The following is a 15059-nucleotide window of genomic DNA, read 5'->3' as shown; positions in this document are numbered from 1 at the left end:
GACTCCGCCGTCCCGTTGCGGCATTCTGGTTGGCGGTTTTCTCGGGATGGATGGCCAGAATGGCGCGCGAACCGGAGATCGTCACCCGTTATCGTTCTCTGGCGCTGGAAAATGATCCGGTCGCCCAGTTCAAGCTCGGCGATCTTTACCGCCTGGGCTATCAGGTCAAGCGCGACCTGGACGAGGCCGTGGTGTGGCTGGTGCGCTCGGCCCGCCAGGGCAACGCCGAGGCCATGGCCCTGCTGAAGAAGATGGCCGCCGAGGGGGTGGACGTGCGCCGCCGCGTCGACGACCTGCCCGCCAAGCGCCAGGCCGTTCGCCCGGATTACGGCAGCCCCCCGGCCGAGGAGGCTTCCCCCGCCGCCGAGCCCGTTCCCGCCCCCGATCCCGACCCGCCGCCGCAACAGGCCGGTCCCAAGGTGATCGCCCTGCCGGAGATCGAGGTGGAGACCGATCCCCTGCGCATCGGCGAGACGGTGGACGACCCGGCGGCGCTGCGCGCCGCCATCGACAAGGGCGACGCCGCCGCCATGGTGGCGCTGGGCAACGCCTACCGTGAGGGCAAGGGGGTCGCCCCCGACCTGGGCGAGGCGGTGAAGCTCTATACCCAGGCGGCCAAGGCCGGCGACGCGCGCGGCCAGTATTCCCTGGGGGTGATGTACGATCAGGGACTGGGCGTGGCGCAAAGCAACGCCCACGCGCTGAAATGGTTCCGCGAGGCGGCCAAGCAGGGCGATCCGCAGGCCCAGTTCAACCTGGGCAACATGATCCGCCAGGGCCGCGGCGTCGAGGCCAGTCCGGAAGTGGCCGCCAAGTGGTTCAAGCAGGCCGCCGATCAGGGCGACGCCGGCGCCATCTTCGCCCTGGGGGCGCTGTACGAGGCCGGAGCCGGGGTCGAGCGGGACGAGACCCAGGCGGTGGAACTCTACCGTCAGGCCGCCGATCAGGGATTGGCCACGGCGCTGCACAATCTGGCCAACATGCTGCGCCAGGGACGCGGCACCGACCCCGACCCCACCGAGGCGGCCATGCTGTGCCGCCGCGCCGCCGAGCAGGGGCTGGCCGAGGCCCAGTACAATTACGCGGTGATGCTGGCGCTTGGCGTCGGCGTCGAGCAGGACGAGGCGGCGGCCATCCGCTGGTTCCGCCGCGCGGCGGACTCGGGCGATGCGCGCGGCGAGGTGCAGGCGGCGGCCCTGGAAAGGCGCCGCACGGCGGCGAGCGCGTCATGAGCGGCTCGAAGACCTCGTACGAGGTCCAGGTCCTGGCCGACAAAAACTGGGTGATCGCCGAAATGGCCCCCGACGAGGCCAAGGCCAAGGCGTTCGCCGAGAACCTGCTGCAGGCGGGCAACCACGCGGCGGTGCGTGTGGTCAAGGATTTCGAGCGCATCGACGGCACCCATTCCGAAACCATCATCATGGAGAAGAAGGCGACCGAGAAGGCCGCCGGCGATCCCTCCCTCGCCACCATCACCGAGGCGCCGCTCTGCTCCGACCTCGAGGATTTCTACGCCCAGCCGTCGCGCACCACCATCGGCAAGCTGTTGCGCAAGTACCTGGACGAGGCGCTGGTGACGCCCTTCGAACTGCTGCACGACGCCAAGGAGATGAAGCGGTTCGGCGACAAGGGCAACCTGCTGTTCTCGGCCATCGACCGGGTCGCCGGCCTGCAGGCCAAGGCCTCGGGCGAGGAGGGCAAGGCGCGCAAGGACTTCCTCGACAAATCGTGGGAGGAACTGGGCAAGCGGGCGCGGGATTTCGCCGCCAAGAAGCCCAAGGCCCCCCAGACCTTCGCCGAGGCGGTGGCGTCGAGCGGCGGTGACGCCTTTCTGCTGCGTTCATACATGACCCTGGCGCTGCTGGAAAAGCGCTCGTGGTTCGGCAAGCTCGACCTGCTGGTTGCCTGGTCGGCCGAGCCCGAGGCCAAGGGCAGCATGGTGGAGATCGACGCGGTGATCGCCGACCTCACCGTGCCCGCCCAGGTGATCCAGGACCTGCTGGGCTTCCAGTCCAACCTGTCGGCGGCGCTGTGCACCATCGTCAGCCTGACCGAGGGGGCGGCTGAAGCCGCCAAGTTCGCTCCCCAGACCTTCACCGAGCTGAACAGGCTGTTCGCGGAAGGATCGCTGCCCCAGAGCCGCGAGGTGCTGATGGGCCGGGTGGTGCGCGAGGCGGGCGGCACCAATCCCCTGTCGCGCAACGATTCCTCCCAGGAATACGAGATGTTCCACAAGCTGCTGACCCGGCTGGTGGACAAGGACCGGGTGGTGGGCGGCGCGCCCATGGCCGAGGCGCTGCTGCAGCGCGGCGCCCGGGTGCTCAACGGCGGCGGCGCGTCCGTCTCGGCGCCCCAGGCGCTGCAATTGCTGCTCGGCGCCCTGGCCGACGGCTGCGTGCGGCTGCAGTTCCTGCTGACCCTGGCCGGCTCCAACTTGGGGCGCAGCATGGGGGAGGTCCTCACCGAGATGCTCGACGCCCATGTGCGGCGCTCCAACCACATCGACCTGTGGGTGCCGGTGCGCCTGGCCCCGCCCGCCCGCATGGCGGCGCTCACCAACGCCAACAAGCTGCTGCGCTCCTGTCCCAACCTGGTGGACGGCTTCCGCAAGGAACTGGCCGACCGCATCGACGACGTGATGGTCCGCTACCTCACCGCCGAGGAGATCATCGAGAAGGTGGATAAGCCCGACGATCCCCTGGCCATGCGGGCCATCCGGCTGGTCAAGTTCTGCGGCTCGGGCGTGCTGATCGAGGGCAAGTCGCTGAACATGGCCAAGGCCCGGGTGGTCGAGCATCTGCGCCAGAAGCAGTTCGAGGAGAAGTTCGTCGCCTCGGTGCCCGACCCCAGCCAGGGCGAGAAGCACCTGCGCGACTTCCACCGCCTGCTGGTGGAATGCGGTTTCGGCTGAGGGCCGGGCCATACGCATACCCACCTGTCATCCCGACGCCCCTGGCGGAGGGATCTTCGTCTGGCATGCTATTTCCTGCTCGGAAAAGCCGGTTCAGGATGAGATCCCTCGCCAAGGCTCGGGATGACAGGTTGAGTCTCCCCGCTGTCCCAAAGAATCACTGGCGGATTCCGGCGTAATCGTTGTAACTACCGGCCATCGGCCGCGCGATCCCGCCCGGCCGCGCTGGGGCGTGGGGAAATGGCTGCACCTGTTCTCGTCACCGGAGCGACCGGATTCGTCGGCGCCGCCATCGTCCGCGCCTTGCTGGCGCGCGGCGAGGCGGTGCGCGTGCTGGCCCGTCCCACCTCGGACCGCCGCAACGTCGCCAATCTGCATGTGGAGGTGGTCGAGGGCCGCCTGGAGGATGCCGCCTCGCTCCGGAAGGCCATGGAAGGCTGCCGGGTGCTGATCCATACCGCCGCCGATTACCGCATCTGGGTGCCCGATCCGGCGGCCATGATGATGGCCAACGTGGAAGGCACGCGGGCGCTGATGACCGCCGCCCTGGCCGAGGGTGTCGAGCGGGTGGTCTACACCTCCTCGGTGGCGACGCTCGGCCATGTGGAGGGCGGCACCGCCGACGAGGACACCCCCAGCGACATCTCCGACAAGGTCGGCCCCTACAAGCAGTCCAAGTTCCTGGCCGAGGAGGTGGTGCGCCGCATGGTGGCCGAACAGGGTCTGCCGGCGGTGATCTGCAATCCCTCCACGCCGGTCGGTCCCGGCGACGTCAAGCCGACCCCCACCGGCCGCATGATCGTCGAGGCGGCCTCGGGCCGCATGCCGGCCTATGTGGATACCGGCCTCAACATCGTCCATGTGGACGATGTGGCCGAGGGCCATCTGCTGGCGCTGGACAAGGGCCGCATCGGCGAGCGCTACATCCTGGGCGGCGACAACCTGACGCTCGCCGACATCCTGAATCGCATCGCCGGGATCACCGGCGGGCGTCCGCCGCTGATGAAGCTGCCGCGCTGGCCGCTCTATCCGCTGGCGCTCGGCGCCGAGACCTGGGCGCGGCTGTTCGGCGGCGAGCCCTTCGTCACCATGGACGGGCTGAAGATGTCGCGCTGGCACATGTTCTTCTCCTCGGCCAAGGCCGAGCGGGAACTGGGGTACCGCCACCGTCCCGCCGACGAGGCGCTGGACGCGGCGGTGGAGTGGTTCAAGAGCATCGGGGAGGTTCCATGAGTCTGGCGTCGCTTGCTGGCGTGGTCGGGGCGGGGGCCTGGGCCTGGCTGCTCACCATGCGCGGGTCGTTCTGGCGGATCGAGGGGGCGCCCCAGGCCGTGGTGCCGGAAGTCTGGCCCCAGGTGGTGGCGGTGATTCCCGCCCGCGATGAGGCCGACGTCATCGGCGCCACCATCGAATCCCTGCTGTCCCAGAACTATCCCGGCGATTTTTCCGTGGTGCTGGTGGACGACCATTCCTCCGACGGCACCGCCGAGGCCGCGCGCAAGGCGGCCGAAGAGATGGGGCTGGCCGCCCGGGTGACGGTGGTCGAGGCCCCCGACCTGCCGCGCGGCTGGACCGGCAAGATGTGGGCGCAGAATCACGGCGTCGCGGTGGCGCGGTCCAGATTCCCCGAGGCCGATTTGCTGCTGCTGTCCGACGCCGACATCCGCCACGGAGCCGGCGAGCTGCGCCGCACCGTGTCGCGCATGCTGGCCGAGGGCCTGGACATGGCCTCGCTGATGGTGCGCCTCTCCACCGAAAGCGTTTGGGAAAAGGCCATCGTGCCCGCCTTCGTGTTCTTCTTCCGCATGCTCTACCCCTTCGCCTGGGTGAAGGATTCGCGCTCCACCACGGCGGCCGCGGCCGGCGGCTACGTGCTGATCCGCCCGGCCATGCTGGAAAAGATCGGCGGCATCAAGGCCATCAAGGACGCGCTGATCGACGATTGCACCCTGGCCGCGGCGGTGAAGGCCCATCACGGGCGGCTGACTCTCGACCTGGCCGAGGAAACCATCTCGACCCGGCGCTACGAGGGGCCGGAGGGCCTGTGGCGGATGATCTCGCGCTCGGCCTATACCCAACTGCGCCATTCGCCGCCCCTGCTGCTCGGCACGGTGGTCTGCATGCTGCTGGTCTTCGTCCTGCCGCCCCTGCTGGCCATGCGCAACGGTGGCGGCGCCTCCACCGGGGCGCTGGCCTGGGCGGCCATGACCATCGCCTATTATCCCATGATCCGCTACTACCGCCTGATGCCCCTGTGGGCGCTGGCGCTGCCGCTGGTGTCGCTGTTCTATCTGGGCGCCACCCTGCATTCCGCCTGGATGTACTGGCGCGGCCGGGGCGGCGAGTGGAAGGGCCGGGCCCAGGACACCCACGGCCAGGGGGCGAGGTCGTGAACGCCATGGGCTCCGCTCCCTTCGCCATCGACCCCGGCCAGTACGAGATGGTGGCCGGCATGGTGCGCGCCTCGGGCTCTTCGTTCTACTGGGGCATGCGCCTGCTGGACCGCCCCCGGCGCTACGCCATGTACGCCGTCTACGCCTTCTGCCGCGAGGTGGACGACATCGCCGACGAGCCCGGCGACCCCGATGTCAAGCGCGCCCAACTGGCCGAGTGGCGGGTGGAGCTGGACCGGCTGTATGCCGGCGCTCCCACCCATCCCATCGCCAAGGCGCTGCATGGGCCGGTCCTCCAGTACAACCTGCCCAAGGACGACTTCCTGGCGGTGATCGCCGGCTGCGAGAGCGATGCCCAGCCCGAGGTGACGCGTCTTTCCATGGCGGAGCTGGAGCTTTACTGCGACCGGGTGGCCTGCGCCGTCGGCCGCCTGTCGGTGCGGGTGTTCGGGCCTCTGCGGCCTAAATCCATCGAGACCGCCAACGCCACCGGCATGGCCTTGCAGATGACCAACATCCTGCGCGACGTGGCGGTGGATGCGGCGATCGGACGGCTTTACCTGCCCGACGAGCTTTTAACCAAGCACGGCATTGCCAGCCGCGACCCGAACGAGGTTCTGGCCCACCCCAATCTGGTGGCGGTGTGCCGCGAACTGGGTGAAAAGGCGCGGGGCTATTTCGTCGCCTCCGATACCGCCCAGGCCGAGTGCTGCAAGGCAGACATGCGCCCGGCCACCTTGATGAAGGAGATGTACCGCGAGATCTTCAAGCGGGTGGAGGCCGAGGGCTTCGTGCCGCGCGATCCGCCGGTCAAGGTCTCGAAAGCCTTCAAGCTGTGGTGTATTCTCCGCCACGGTTTGCTCTGAGCCATTTTTTGAGGTCGAACAGTGTCTCCCAGCGAAATCAATCCCCGTGACTTCACCGCCGCCGCGTTCCGCGATCCGCTGGACCGCGCGGTCAACGAATCCGCCGAGGCCCTGCTCAAGCAGCAGCGGGACGATGGCCACTGGGTGTTCAAGCTCGAAGCGGACGCCACCATCCCGGCCGAATACGTGCTCTATCTGCACTATCTGGATGAGCGCGATCCCGAGTTGGAGAAGCGCATCGGCGTCTATCTGCGCGACATCCAGGAGGAGCATGGCGGCTGGCCGCTGTTCCATCGCGGCGACCTCAACATCAGCGCCTCGGTGAAGGCCTATTTCGCGCTGAAGGCCATCGGCGACGATATCGACGCGCCGCACATGAAGAAGGCGCGCGACGCCATCCTGGCCCACGGCGGCGCGGCGACGGCCAACGTCTTCACCCGCACCCTGCTGGCGCTGTTCGGGCAGATCCCCTGGAAGGGCGTGCCGATCATGCCCGTGGAGATCATGCTGCTGCCCCGCTGGTTCCCTTTCCACATGGACAAGGTGAGCTATTGGTCGCGCACGGTGATCGCGCCCCTGACCGTGCTGATGACTACCCGTCCCAAGGCCCGCAATCCCCTGGGCATCCACATCCAGGAACTGTTCGTCACGCCCCCTGAAAAGGTCACCAACTGGTACCTGGAGCCGGTACGCTCCAACTGGGCCTACCTGTTCCGCGGCATCGACATGGTGCTGCAGAAGGTCTACCGCTTCTTCCCCAAGGGGCTGCAGAAAAAGGCCATCGACAAGGCTGTGGCCTTCGTCGACGAGCGCCTTAACGGCGAGGACGGGCTGGGCGCCATCTTCCCGGCCATGGTCAACGCGGTGTGGATGTACGACGTGCTGGGCATCCCTGCGGATGATCCCCGCGTGGTGATCGCCAAGCAATCCATCCGCAATCTGGTGGTGGAGGAGGGCGAGCGCGCCTGGGTGCAGCCCTGCCTGTCGCCCATCTGGGACACGGCGCTGGCCACCCACGCCATCCTCGAGGTGGGCACGCCCGAGGCCGATGCGGCGGCGCGCAAGGCCGCCGACTGGATGGTGGCCCGCCAGATCACCGACGTGGTGGGCGACTGGGCGGTGCGCCGCCCCGGCCTCGCCCCCGGCGGCTGGGCCTTCCAGTACAACAATCCCCACTATCCCGACGTGGACGATACCGCCGTGGTGATGGCGGCGCTGGACCGCATCGATCCGGTGAAGTACGCCGAGCCCATCGAGAAGGGCAAGGTGTGGGTCCAGGGCATGCAGTCCGAGGGCGGCGGCTGGGGCGCCTTCGACGCCGAGAACACCTCGTACTACCTCAACCATATCCCGTTCGCCGATCACGGCGCGCTCTTGGACCCGCCCACCGCCGACGTATCGGCCCGCTGCGTCTCGGTGCTGTCGGTGCTGGGCGAGCGCGGCAAGGACAAGGTGGCGCACGAAGGCGTCGACTACCTGCTGCGCGAGCAGGAGAAAGACGGCTCGTGGTTCGGCCGCTGGGGCACCAATTACGTCTACGGCACATGGTCAAGCTTGTGCGCGCTCAACGCCGCCGGCCTGCCCCATGACCATCCGGCCTTCCGCCGGGCGGTCAAGTGGCTTGAATCCAAGCAGCGGGACGATGGCGGCTGGGGCGAATGCGGCCGGTCCTACTGGGACGACCAGCCGAGGGGCGAGGGTGGTCCCTCCACGCCGTCCCAGACCGCCTGGGCGGTGCTGGGCCTGATGGCGGCGGGCGAGACCAAGAGCCAAGCGGTGGCCAGGGGCATCGACTACCTGATCCGCACCCGCAACGCCGAAGGCCTGTGGGACGAGGAGCATTACACCGCGGTGGGGTTCCCCCGCGTGTTCTACCTGCGCTACCACGGCTATCGCCAGTTTTTCCCGGTCTGGGCGTTGGCCCGCTACCGCAACCTCACCACCGGCAATGCCGGGCCCGTGATGCATGCCCTCTGACCACGCCTTTCCCGAATCCTGCTGGGGGCCGGGACTGGGCAAGGGGGCGCGGGTGGGCGTCATCGTCGGCATGACCGCCGAGGGCGCCCTGCTGCCCCCCGGCACCGTCTGGGCGGCGGCGGGCGGCGTGACCCGGCGGGTGACCGAACTGGCGGAACGGCTGCTGGCCGAGGGCGCCGAGGGATTGCTGTCCTTCGGCATCGCCGGCGGCCTCGACCCGGCACTCCGGCCCGGCGATGTGGTGGTGGGCAGCGACGTCCAGTGGGAGGGCGAGACCTTCGAGGCGGACGGCGTGTGGAAATGCCGCCTGCTGTCGGGCATTCCCTTCTCGCGCTCCGGCACCGTGGCGGCGGTCGGCCGCATCGCCGCCACGCCAGCGGCCAAGCGCGCCCTTCATGACGGCGGCGCGTCCATCGTCGATATGGAAAGCGGGGCCATGGCCCGGGTCTGCGCCAGGGCGGGAAAGCCCTTCGCCGTACTGCGCGCCGTGGCCGATCCGGCGGATCGGGGGTTGCCCAGATCGGTGTTCGTGGGGCTGGCTCCCGACGGCTCCCCCCGGCCGCTGGCCGTCATGGCGGCGCTGGCTCGCCGCCCGTGGGAACTGCCGGGGCTGATCCGGGTCGGCCTCGACAGCCGCGCCGCCCTAGTTGCCCTGGGAGACGCGGTGAAGGTTGTTGGTCCGACCCTCGGTGTGTAGCATTTCCAGGTTCTTGGCCATCAGTTCGTCGTAGTTGTCGATGGCCGGGCGCTGGTTGTCCAGCGGCAGATCGGGAGCGAAGGGGCCCTCGGTGCGGGGGCCGCGCAGCGCCACCAGGGCCGCCTTCAGCGGATGGCTGATGGTGTCGGTGACGGCGGTGGCCTCGTAGCCCGAATGGACCATGCAATCGGCGCACTTCTCGTACTTGCCGGTGCCGTAGGAGTCCCAGTTGGTCTCTTCCATCAGTTCCTTGTAGGTCTTGGCGTAGCCCTCGCCCAGCAGGTAGCAGGGGCGCTGCCAGCCGAACACGTTGCGGGTCGGATTGCCCCACGGCGTGCACTGGTAGGTCTGGTTGCCGGCCAGGAAGTCCATGAACAGCGACGACTGGGTGAATTCCCACTTCTTGCCCTTGCCGAGGCGGAACAGCTTGCGGAACAGCTCCTTGGTGGCGCGGCGGTTGAGGAAGTGCTCGGTGTCGGGGGCGCGCTCGTAGGCGTAGCCGGGCGACAGGGTGATGCCGCCGATGCCGATGGTCTTGGTGTAGTCGAAGAACTCCGCCATGCGCTCGGCATCGGCGTTGTTGAACAGGGTGCAGTTGATGTTGACCTGGAAGCCCCGGGCCTTGGCGGCCTTGATGGCCGATACCGCCTGGTCGAAGGTGCCTTCGCGCGACACGGCGCGGTCGTGGTCCTCGCGGTTGCCGTCCAGGTGGACGGTCCAGGTGAAGTTCTTGTGCGGCTTGAAGCTGTCGAGCTTCTTTTCCAGCAGCAGGGCGTTGGTGCAGACGAAGACGATCTTGCCCCTGGCCAGGGCGCCCTCGACGATCTGGTCCATTTCGCGGTGCAGCAACGGCTCGCCGCCGGCCAGCACCACCACGGGGGCCGGGCACTCGTCGATGGAGGCCAGGGCGTCGGCCACCGAGATGCGGGAATTCAGGATGGCGTCGGGATAGTCGATCTTGCCGCAGCCGGCGCAGGTCAGGTTGCAGCGGAACAGCGGCTCCATCATCAGCACCAGCGGATAGCGCTTATTGCCGGAAAGGTGCTGGCGCACGATGTAGGAACCGATGCGGATGGACTGGTGAAGAGGAACGGCCACGGGCGGGAACCTGATTCTGCCTCGACGCGCCTCCCGGACGGAAGGCGGGCGGATCATACAGGCGGGGCTTGGAAAGTTTCAACGGTTTAAGGTGTGTGGGTTTTACGCAGCGTCCTCGCTGTCCAGGGCATAGCCGGCGGCGCGCACCGTACGGATGATGTCGGCCTCGGTGTCGCAGTTGAGCGCCTTCCTCAGGCGGCGGATGTGGACGTCGACGGTGCGCGGCTCCACGTAGATGTCCGGCCCCCATACGGCGTCCAGCAATTCCTCGCGCGAGAACACCGTGCCGGGATGCTGGATGAAGAATTGCAGCAGGCGGAATTCGGTGGGGCCGAGATGGATGGCCTTGCCGCCGCGCGTCACCCGGTGGGCGGCCAGATCCATGGTGATGTCGCCCCAGCCGATCTGGCCCTTCTGGCTGACCGGCTGGGCGCGGCGCAACAGGGCGCGCACCCGGGCCATCAGCTCGGGCAGCGAGAACGGCTTGGTCAGGTAATCGTCGGCGCCGGTGTTCAGCCCCCTGATCTTGTCGCCTTCCTCGCCCCGGGCGGTCAGCATGATGATGGGCAGCTCGCGGGTGGCGGGCTTGCGGCGGATCTGGCGGCAGATCTCGATGCCCGACAGCGAGGGCAGCATCCAGTCCAGCAGCACCAGGTCGGGCTTGCGCTCGGCCAGCAGGGTCAGCGCCTCCTCGCCGTCGCCGGCCTCGGCGACGCGGTAGCCTTCCTTTTCCAGGTTGTAGCGCAGCATGGTGGCCAGCGCCGCCTCGTCCTCGACGACCAGGACCAGGGGCTTGGAGGGATTGGCGGTGTCGCGGGCGGTCATTCCTGGGCTCCGGGGGAAATGCCCTTGGGCCGCTCGCCCTTGGGCTGGGTGCCGAGAATCTGGAAGTGCAGGGTCTCGGCGATGTTGGTGGCGTGGTCGCCGATGCGTTCCATGTTCTTGGCGATGAATAGCAGGTGGGTCGAAGCGGTGATGGTGCCGGGATCCCCGGTCATCTGGGCGAGCAGGTCGCGGAAGACGGCATTGTAGCGGGAATCCACGTCCTCGTCGCGTCCCCAGACGCCGATGGCCTTGTCCAGGTCGCGGTCCACATAGGCATCCAGGATGTCCTTCAGCAGGGCCTGCACCAGTTCGCCCAGGCGGATTACGCCGGCGGCCCTGGAGGTGGGGGGAAGCTGGTTGAGCACCAGGACCCGCTTGGCCACGTTGGCGGCGTAATCGCCGATGCGCTCGATCTCGCCCGAGATGTTCAGCGCCGCCACGATGTGGCGCAGGTCGCCGGCCATGGGCTGGCGCAGCGCCAGCAGGCGCACCGCGAAGCTGTCCACCTCGTGGTCCAGTTCGTCGATGCGGGCGTCGCTGTCGATCACCTTGTGGGCCAGATCGTCGTCGCGCCGGGCCAGGGATTGCAGCGCCGAACCCAGCTGGGCCTCGGCCATCCCTCCCATGCGGGCGATCATGCCCGACAGGTGGGACAGCTCGTCGTCGTAGGATTTGACCGTATGCTCGCTCACTTTGCGTGCCCCTCAAATGCCGGGTGGGTGCTCGCGCACCCTTGGCTCCTCCGCTTCGCTTCGGGCGCCGCAATGGCGCCGCGCTTCGGCTGCGCCTCGCTCATCAACCGAACCTGCCCGTGATGTAGCCCTGGGTCAGCGGTTCGCAGGGATTGGTGAAGATCTCCTCGGTGCCGCCCACCTCGATCAGCTTGCCCAGGTGGAAGAAGGCGGTGCGCTGCGAGACGCGGGCCGCCTGCTGCATGGAATGGGTGACGATGACGATGGTGTAGTTGTCGCGCAACTCGTCGATCAGTTCCTCGACCTTGGCGGTGGCGATGGGGTCGAGCGCCGAGCAGGGCTCGTCCATCAGGATCACCTCGGGGTTGACCGCGATGGCCCGCGCGATGCACAGGCGCTGCTGCTGGCCACCCGACAGGCTGGTGCCGGATTCCGACAGGCGGCTTTCCACCTCGGCCAGCAGGCCGGCCTTTTCCAGGCTGTTCATGACGATCTCGTCCAGCTCGGCCCGGTCGCGGGCCAGGCCGTGGATGCGCGGCCCGTAGGCGACGTTCTCGTAGATGGATTTGGGGAAGGGGTTGGGCTTCTGGAACACCATGCCGACCCGGGCGCGCAGTTGCACCACGTCCAGCCGGCGGTCGTGGATGTCGTTGCCGTCCAGGGTCAGCGTCCCGCTGACCCTGGCGCCCTCCACCAGGTCGTTCATGCGGTTGATACAGCGCAGGAAGGTGGACTTGCCGCAGCCGGACGGCCCGATCAGGGCGGTGACCTCGCCGGCGGCGATGTCCAGGTCGATATGGTGCAGCGCCTGCTTGTCGCCGTAGAAGACGTCGAGGCCACGCGCCGAGACCTTGGCCGTTCCCTTGGGAATGTACTGGTTCATGGGGGCTACCACCGGCGTTCGAATTTCTTGCGCAGCCAGATGGCCGCCAGATTCATCAGGGACAGGAAGACCAGCAGCACGATGATCGCCGCCGAGGTCTTCTCGACGAAGCCGCGTTCCGGGCTGTCCGACCACAGATAGACCTGGACCGGCAACACGGCGGCGGGGTCCAGCGGCCCGGCGGGAATGTCGACGATGAAGGCCACCATGCCGATCATCAGCAGCGGTGCCGTCTCGCCCAGGGCATGGGCCATGCCCAGGATGGTGCCGGTCAGCATGCCGGGCATGGCCAGCGGCAGGACGTGGTCGGTGACGGTCTGCAGCTTGGACGCCCCCAGGCCCATGGCCGCCTGGCGGATGGAGGGCGGCACCGCCTTCAAGGCGGCGCGGCCGGCGATGATGATGGTCGGCAGGCTGATCAGCGCCAGCACCAGCCCGCCCACCAGCGGCGCCGAGCGGGGCAGGCCGAAGGTGTTGAGGAAGATGGCCAGCCCCAGCAGGCCGAACACCACCGAGGGCACCGCCGCCAGATTGTTGATGTTGACCTCGATCAGGTCGGTCCAGCGGTTCTTGGGCGCGAATTCCTCGAGATAGACGGCGGTGGCCACCCCGATGGGAAAGCAGATCAGCAAGGTGATGCCCAGCGAGAAGGCCGAGCCGACGATGGCGCCCAACAGGCCGGCCAGCTCCGGCTCGCGCGAGTCGCCGGCGGTGAACAGCCGGGTGTTGAACTGGCGGGCCAGGGCGCCCTCGGCCTCCAGCTTGCCGATCCAGGCCAGCTGGCGCTCGCTGAAGCGCAAGCCCTCGGCCCCCGCCTGGCGCGGCATGATGCCCTTGACGGCCATGTCCAGGTCCGACGAGGCGATCAGCCAGATCGGCCGGGTGGTGCCGATGATCCTCGGATCATCCTGCACCATGCGGCGCAGCGCGTCGCCGGCCCCGTTGGACAGCAGGGCGTTCAGCTCGCGCTTCTCGCCCCGGCTGGCGACCTCGGGGAAGCGGGCCGCCATGGCCGCCTTGACCAGCCCGCCGTAATCGGCCGCAGCCAGGGAATCGGCGTCGCGCCGCTCGCCGATGTCCATCACCGCCGGGTCGAAGGCCACGTCCAGCAGGATGCGGGTCTGCAGCAGGGCGCCGAAGCCGTTGGACAGGATGTTGAACAGCAGGGTGCCCAGGAAGGCCACCGAGACCACCACCGCGCCGATGCCGATGGCGCGGAAGCGCCGTTCGGCGGCGTGGCGGCGCGCCAGGCGCCGGGCGATCACGTCGGTTCGGGCCGCGGCTTGGGCGGCGGCCGGGGCGGCGGTGATTTCGGCCATGTCAGTCATACTTCTCTCGGTACTTGTTGACGATGTGCAGGGCGACGATGTTCAGCGCCAGGGTGACGCAGAACAGCACCAGCCCCAGGGCGAAGGCCGCCAGGGTCTTGGGACTGTCGAATTCCTGGTCGCCCACCAGCAGGGTGACGATCTGCACGGTGACGGTGGTGACGGCGGCGAAGGGATTGGCGGTGAGGTTGGCGGCCATGCCGGCGGCCATCACCACGATCATGGTCTCGCCGATCGCCCGCGACGCGGCCAGCAGCACGCCGCCGATGATGCCGGGCAGGGCGGCGGGGATCACCACCTGGATGACGGTCTCCGAGCGGGTGGCGCCCAGGCCCAGCGCGCCTTCGCGCAGGGATTGGGGCACGGCGTTGATGACGTCGTCGGACAGCGACGACACGAAGGGAATGATCATGATGCCCATGACCAGCCCGGCGGCCAGGGCGCTTTCCGCCTCGATGCCCAGGCCCAGCCTGGCGCCGACGGCCCGCAGGAAGGGCGAGATGGTCAGCACGGCGAAGAAGCCGTAGACCACGGTGGGAATGCCGGCCAGGATCTCCAGCAGCGGCTTGGCCACGGCGCGGAAGCGCGGCTGGGCGTATTCCGACATGTAGATGGCCGACAGCAGGCCCAACGGCACCGCCACCGCCAGCGCGATGGCGCTGATCAGCAAGGTGCCGGCGAACAGCGGCACGGCGCCGAACGCCCCCGAGCTGCCCACCTGATCGGCGCGGATGGCCATCTGCGGGCTCCATTCGGTGCCGAACAGGAAGGCGTGCAGCGGAACATGCTCGAAGAACAGCAGGGATTCGAAGATCAGCGACAGCACGATGCCGATGGTGGTGAGGATGGCCACCGTCGAGCAAGCCACCAGGGCGACGCCCACCACCCGCTCCACCGCGTTGCGCATGCGGGCGTCGGCGTGGATGCGCGAACGGCCCCAGGACAGCCCGGCCACGGCCAGGGCGGCGCACAGCGCCGTCAGCAGCCAGCTTCCGGTGGCGGACAGGGCGGTGTAATGCCGCGCCGCCTCGGCCACCGCCGCCGAACTGGGCTGGGCGCCGTGCAGGGCGACGTTGCGCACTTCGTTGACCACCAGGGACAGATGCTGGGACGACAGCCCGCGCAGCTCGGGCGGCAGGGCGGCGATCATCAGGGCGCGGAGCGCCTGGGGCTCCAGCACGGTCCAGGCGACCAGCAGGGCCAGGGCGGGCAGGCCGCACCACAGGGCCACGTAATAGCCGTGGTAGCGGGGCAGCGAATGCAGCGGCGCGCCGTCGGCCGAAACCGACAAGGCCTTGCCCCGTCCCAGATGATAGGCGGCGGAGGCAAGGCCCAGCAGGACCAGGGTAAGGAGGATGGTGGGCATGGCGATGACCGGACCGGGAAAAC

General features: G+C 68.5%; 13 protein-coding genes. 7 read left to right on the top strand and 6 right to left on the bottom strand.

The window, feature by feature from the left end; genetic code table 11:
- Positions 1-59: 59 nt before the first annotated feature.
- The 7 genes from H261_RS00305 to H261_RS00275 all read left to right on the top strand — a co-directional run bounded on the left by H261_RS00305 (position 60) and on the right by H261_RS00275 (position 8844).
- Positions 60-1232: an SEL1-like repeat protein gene (locus H261_RS00305; RefSeq protein WP_008613030.1), complete on the top strand. Its 1173-nt coding sequence runs from the start codon at positions 60-62 to the stop codon at positions 1230-1232.
- Positions 1229-2911 (top strand): hypothetical protein, encoded by a 1683-nt coding sequence (locus H261_RS00300; RefSeq protein WP_008613027.1) that lies wholly within the window; start codon positions 1229-1231, stop codon positions 2909-2911. Before H261_RS00305 ends, H261_RS00300 begins: the two co-directional genes overlap by 4 nt.
- 240 nt (positions 2912-3151) lie before the next feature.
- Complete coding sequence (gene hpnA / locus H261_RS00295; protein ID WP_008613025.1) at positions 3152-4144, top strand: hopanoid-associated sugar epimerase; 993 nt, start codon at positions 3152-3154, stop codon at positions 4142-4144.
- The gene (locus tag H261_RS00290) at positions 4141-5304 is read left to right on the top strand and encodes a glycosyltransferase (RefSeq protein ID WP_008613023.1); all 1164 of its coding nucleotides are present in this window, start codon (positions 4141-4143) and stop codon (positions 5302-5304) included. Before hpnA ends, H261_RS00290 begins: the two co-directional genes overlap by 4 nt.
- A 5-nt stretch (positions 5305-5309) precedes the next feature.
- On the top strand, positions 5310-6170 hold the full coding sequence (gene hpnD, locus H261_RS00285; protein WP_052004118.1) for a presqualene diphosphate synthase HpnD: 861 nt from the start codon (positions 5310-5312) through the stop codon (positions 6168-6170).
- Between the two features lie 21 nt (positions 6171-6191).
- A complete protein-coding gene (gene shc, locus H261_RS00280; RefSeq protein WP_008613019.1) occupies positions 6192-8147 on the top strand; it encodes a squalene--hopene cyclase in 1956 nt (651 codons plus the stop codon).
- Positions 8137-8844: a phosphorylase family protein gene (locus H261_RS00275; RefSeq protein ID WP_008613018.1), complete on the top strand. Its 708-nt coding sequence runs from the start codon at positions 8137-8139 to the stop codon at positions 8842-8844. The genes shc and H261_RS00275 overlap by 11 nt, the downstream gene beginning before the upstream one ends.
- Here the strand turns inward: H261_RS00275 and hpnH are convergent.
- The 6 genes from hpnH to pstC all read right to left on the bottom strand — a co-directional run bounded on the left by hpnH (position 8791) and on the right by pstC (position 15036).
- Complete coding sequence (gene hpnH, locus H261_RS00270; protein WP_008613015.1) at positions 8791-9942, bottom strand: adenosyl-hopene transferase HpnH; 1152 nt, start codon at positions 9940-9942, stop codon at positions 8791-8793. The genes H261_RS00275 and hpnH overlap by 54 nt on opposite strands.
- Positions 9943-10044: 102 nt before the next feature.
- Positions 10045-10767: a phosphate regulon transcriptional regulator PhoB gene (phoB, locus tag H261_RS00265; RefSeq protein WP_008613013.1), complete on the bottom strand. Its 723-nt coding sequence runs from the start codon at positions 10765-10767 to the stop codon at positions 10045-10047.
- Positions 10764-11459: a phosphate signaling complex protein PhoU gene (gene phoU / locus H261_RS00260; RefSeq protein ID WP_008613010.1), complete on the bottom strand. Its 696-nt coding sequence runs from the start codon at positions 11457-11459 to the stop codon at positions 10764-10766. Before phoU ends, phoB begins: the two co-directional genes overlap by 4 nt.
- Before the next feature lie 103 nt (positions 11460-11562).
- Positions 11563-12342 carry a phosphate ABC transporter ATP-binding protein PstB gene (pstB, locus tag H261_RS00255; RefSeq protein ID WP_008613009.1) on the bottom strand — a complete coding sequence of 260 codons (780 nt, stop codon included), beginning with the start codon at positions 12340-12342 and terminating at the stop codon, positions 11563-11565.
- A 5-nt stretch (positions 12343-12347) separates the two neighbouring features.
- Positions 12348-13661, bottom strand: coding sequence for a phosphate ABC transporter permease PstA (gene pstA, locus H261_RS00250; RefSeq protein WP_008613007.1), 1314 nt, complete (start codon positions 13659-13661; stop codon positions 12348-12350).
- Between the two features lies 1 nt (position 13662).
- Positions 13663-15036, bottom strand: a complete 1374-nt coding sequence (pstC, locus tag H261_RS00245; RefSeq protein WP_008613005.1) for a phosphate ABC transporter permease subunit PstC — start codon at positions 15034-15036, stop codon at positions 13663-13665.
- Positions 15037-15059: the final 23 nt, after the last annotated feature.

Origin of the sequence: Paramagnetospirillum caucaseum (genome assembly GCF_000342045.1) — a bacterium.
Lineage (GTDB): Bacteria > Pseudomonadota > Alphaproteobacteria > Rhodospirillales > Magnetospirillaceae > Phaeospirillum > Phaeospirillum caucaseum.
Note: the sequence above shows the minus strand (reverse complement) of the source record. Positions and strands in the feature narration are given on the sequence as shown.

What these genes read in the sequence shown, in the direction of transcription:
- H261_RS00305 (WP_008613030.1), top strand. Translation starts at nt 60, where the DNA reads ATGGCGCGCGAACCGGAGATCGTCACCCGTTATCGTTCTCTGGCGCTG.
- H261_RS00300 (WP_008613027.1), top strand. Translation starts at nt 1,229, where the DNA reads ATGAGCGGCTCGAAGACCTCGTACGAGGTCCAGGTCCTGGCCGACAAA.
- hpnA (WP_008613025.1), top strand. Translation starts at nt 3,152, where the DNA reads ATGGCTGCACCTGTTCTCGTCACCGGAGCGACCGGATTCGTCGGCGCC.
- H261_RS00290 (WP_008613023.1), top strand. Translation starts at nt 4,141, where the DNA reads ATGAGTCTGGCGTCGCTTGCTGGCGTGGTCGGGGCGGGGGCCTGGGCC.
- hpnD (WP_052004118.1), top strand. Translation starts at nt 5,310, where the DNA reads ATGGGCTCCGCTCCCTTCGCCATCGACCCCGGCCAGTACGAGATGGTG.
- H261_RS00275 (WP_008613018.1), top strand. Translation starts at nt 8,137, where the DNA reads ATGCCCTCTGACCACGCCTTTCCCGAATCCTGCTGGGGGCCGGGACTG.
- phoB (WP_008613013.1), bottom strand. Translation starts at nt 10,767, where the DNA reads ATGACCGCCCGCGACACCGCCAATCCCTCCAAGCCCCTGGTCCTGGTC.
- pstB (WP_008613009.1), bottom strand. Translation starts at nt 12,342, where the DNA reads ATGAACCAGTACATTCCCAAGGGAACGGCCAAGGTCTCGGCGCGTGGC.
- pstA (WP_008613007.1), bottom strand. Translation starts at nt 13,661, where the DNA reads ATGGCCGAAATCACCGCCGCCCCGGCCGCCGCCCAAGCCGCGGCCCGA.
- pstC (WP_008613005.1), bottom strand. Translation starts at nt 15,036, where the DNA reads ATGCCCACCATCCTCCTTACCCTGGTCCTGCTGGGCCTTGCCTCCGCC.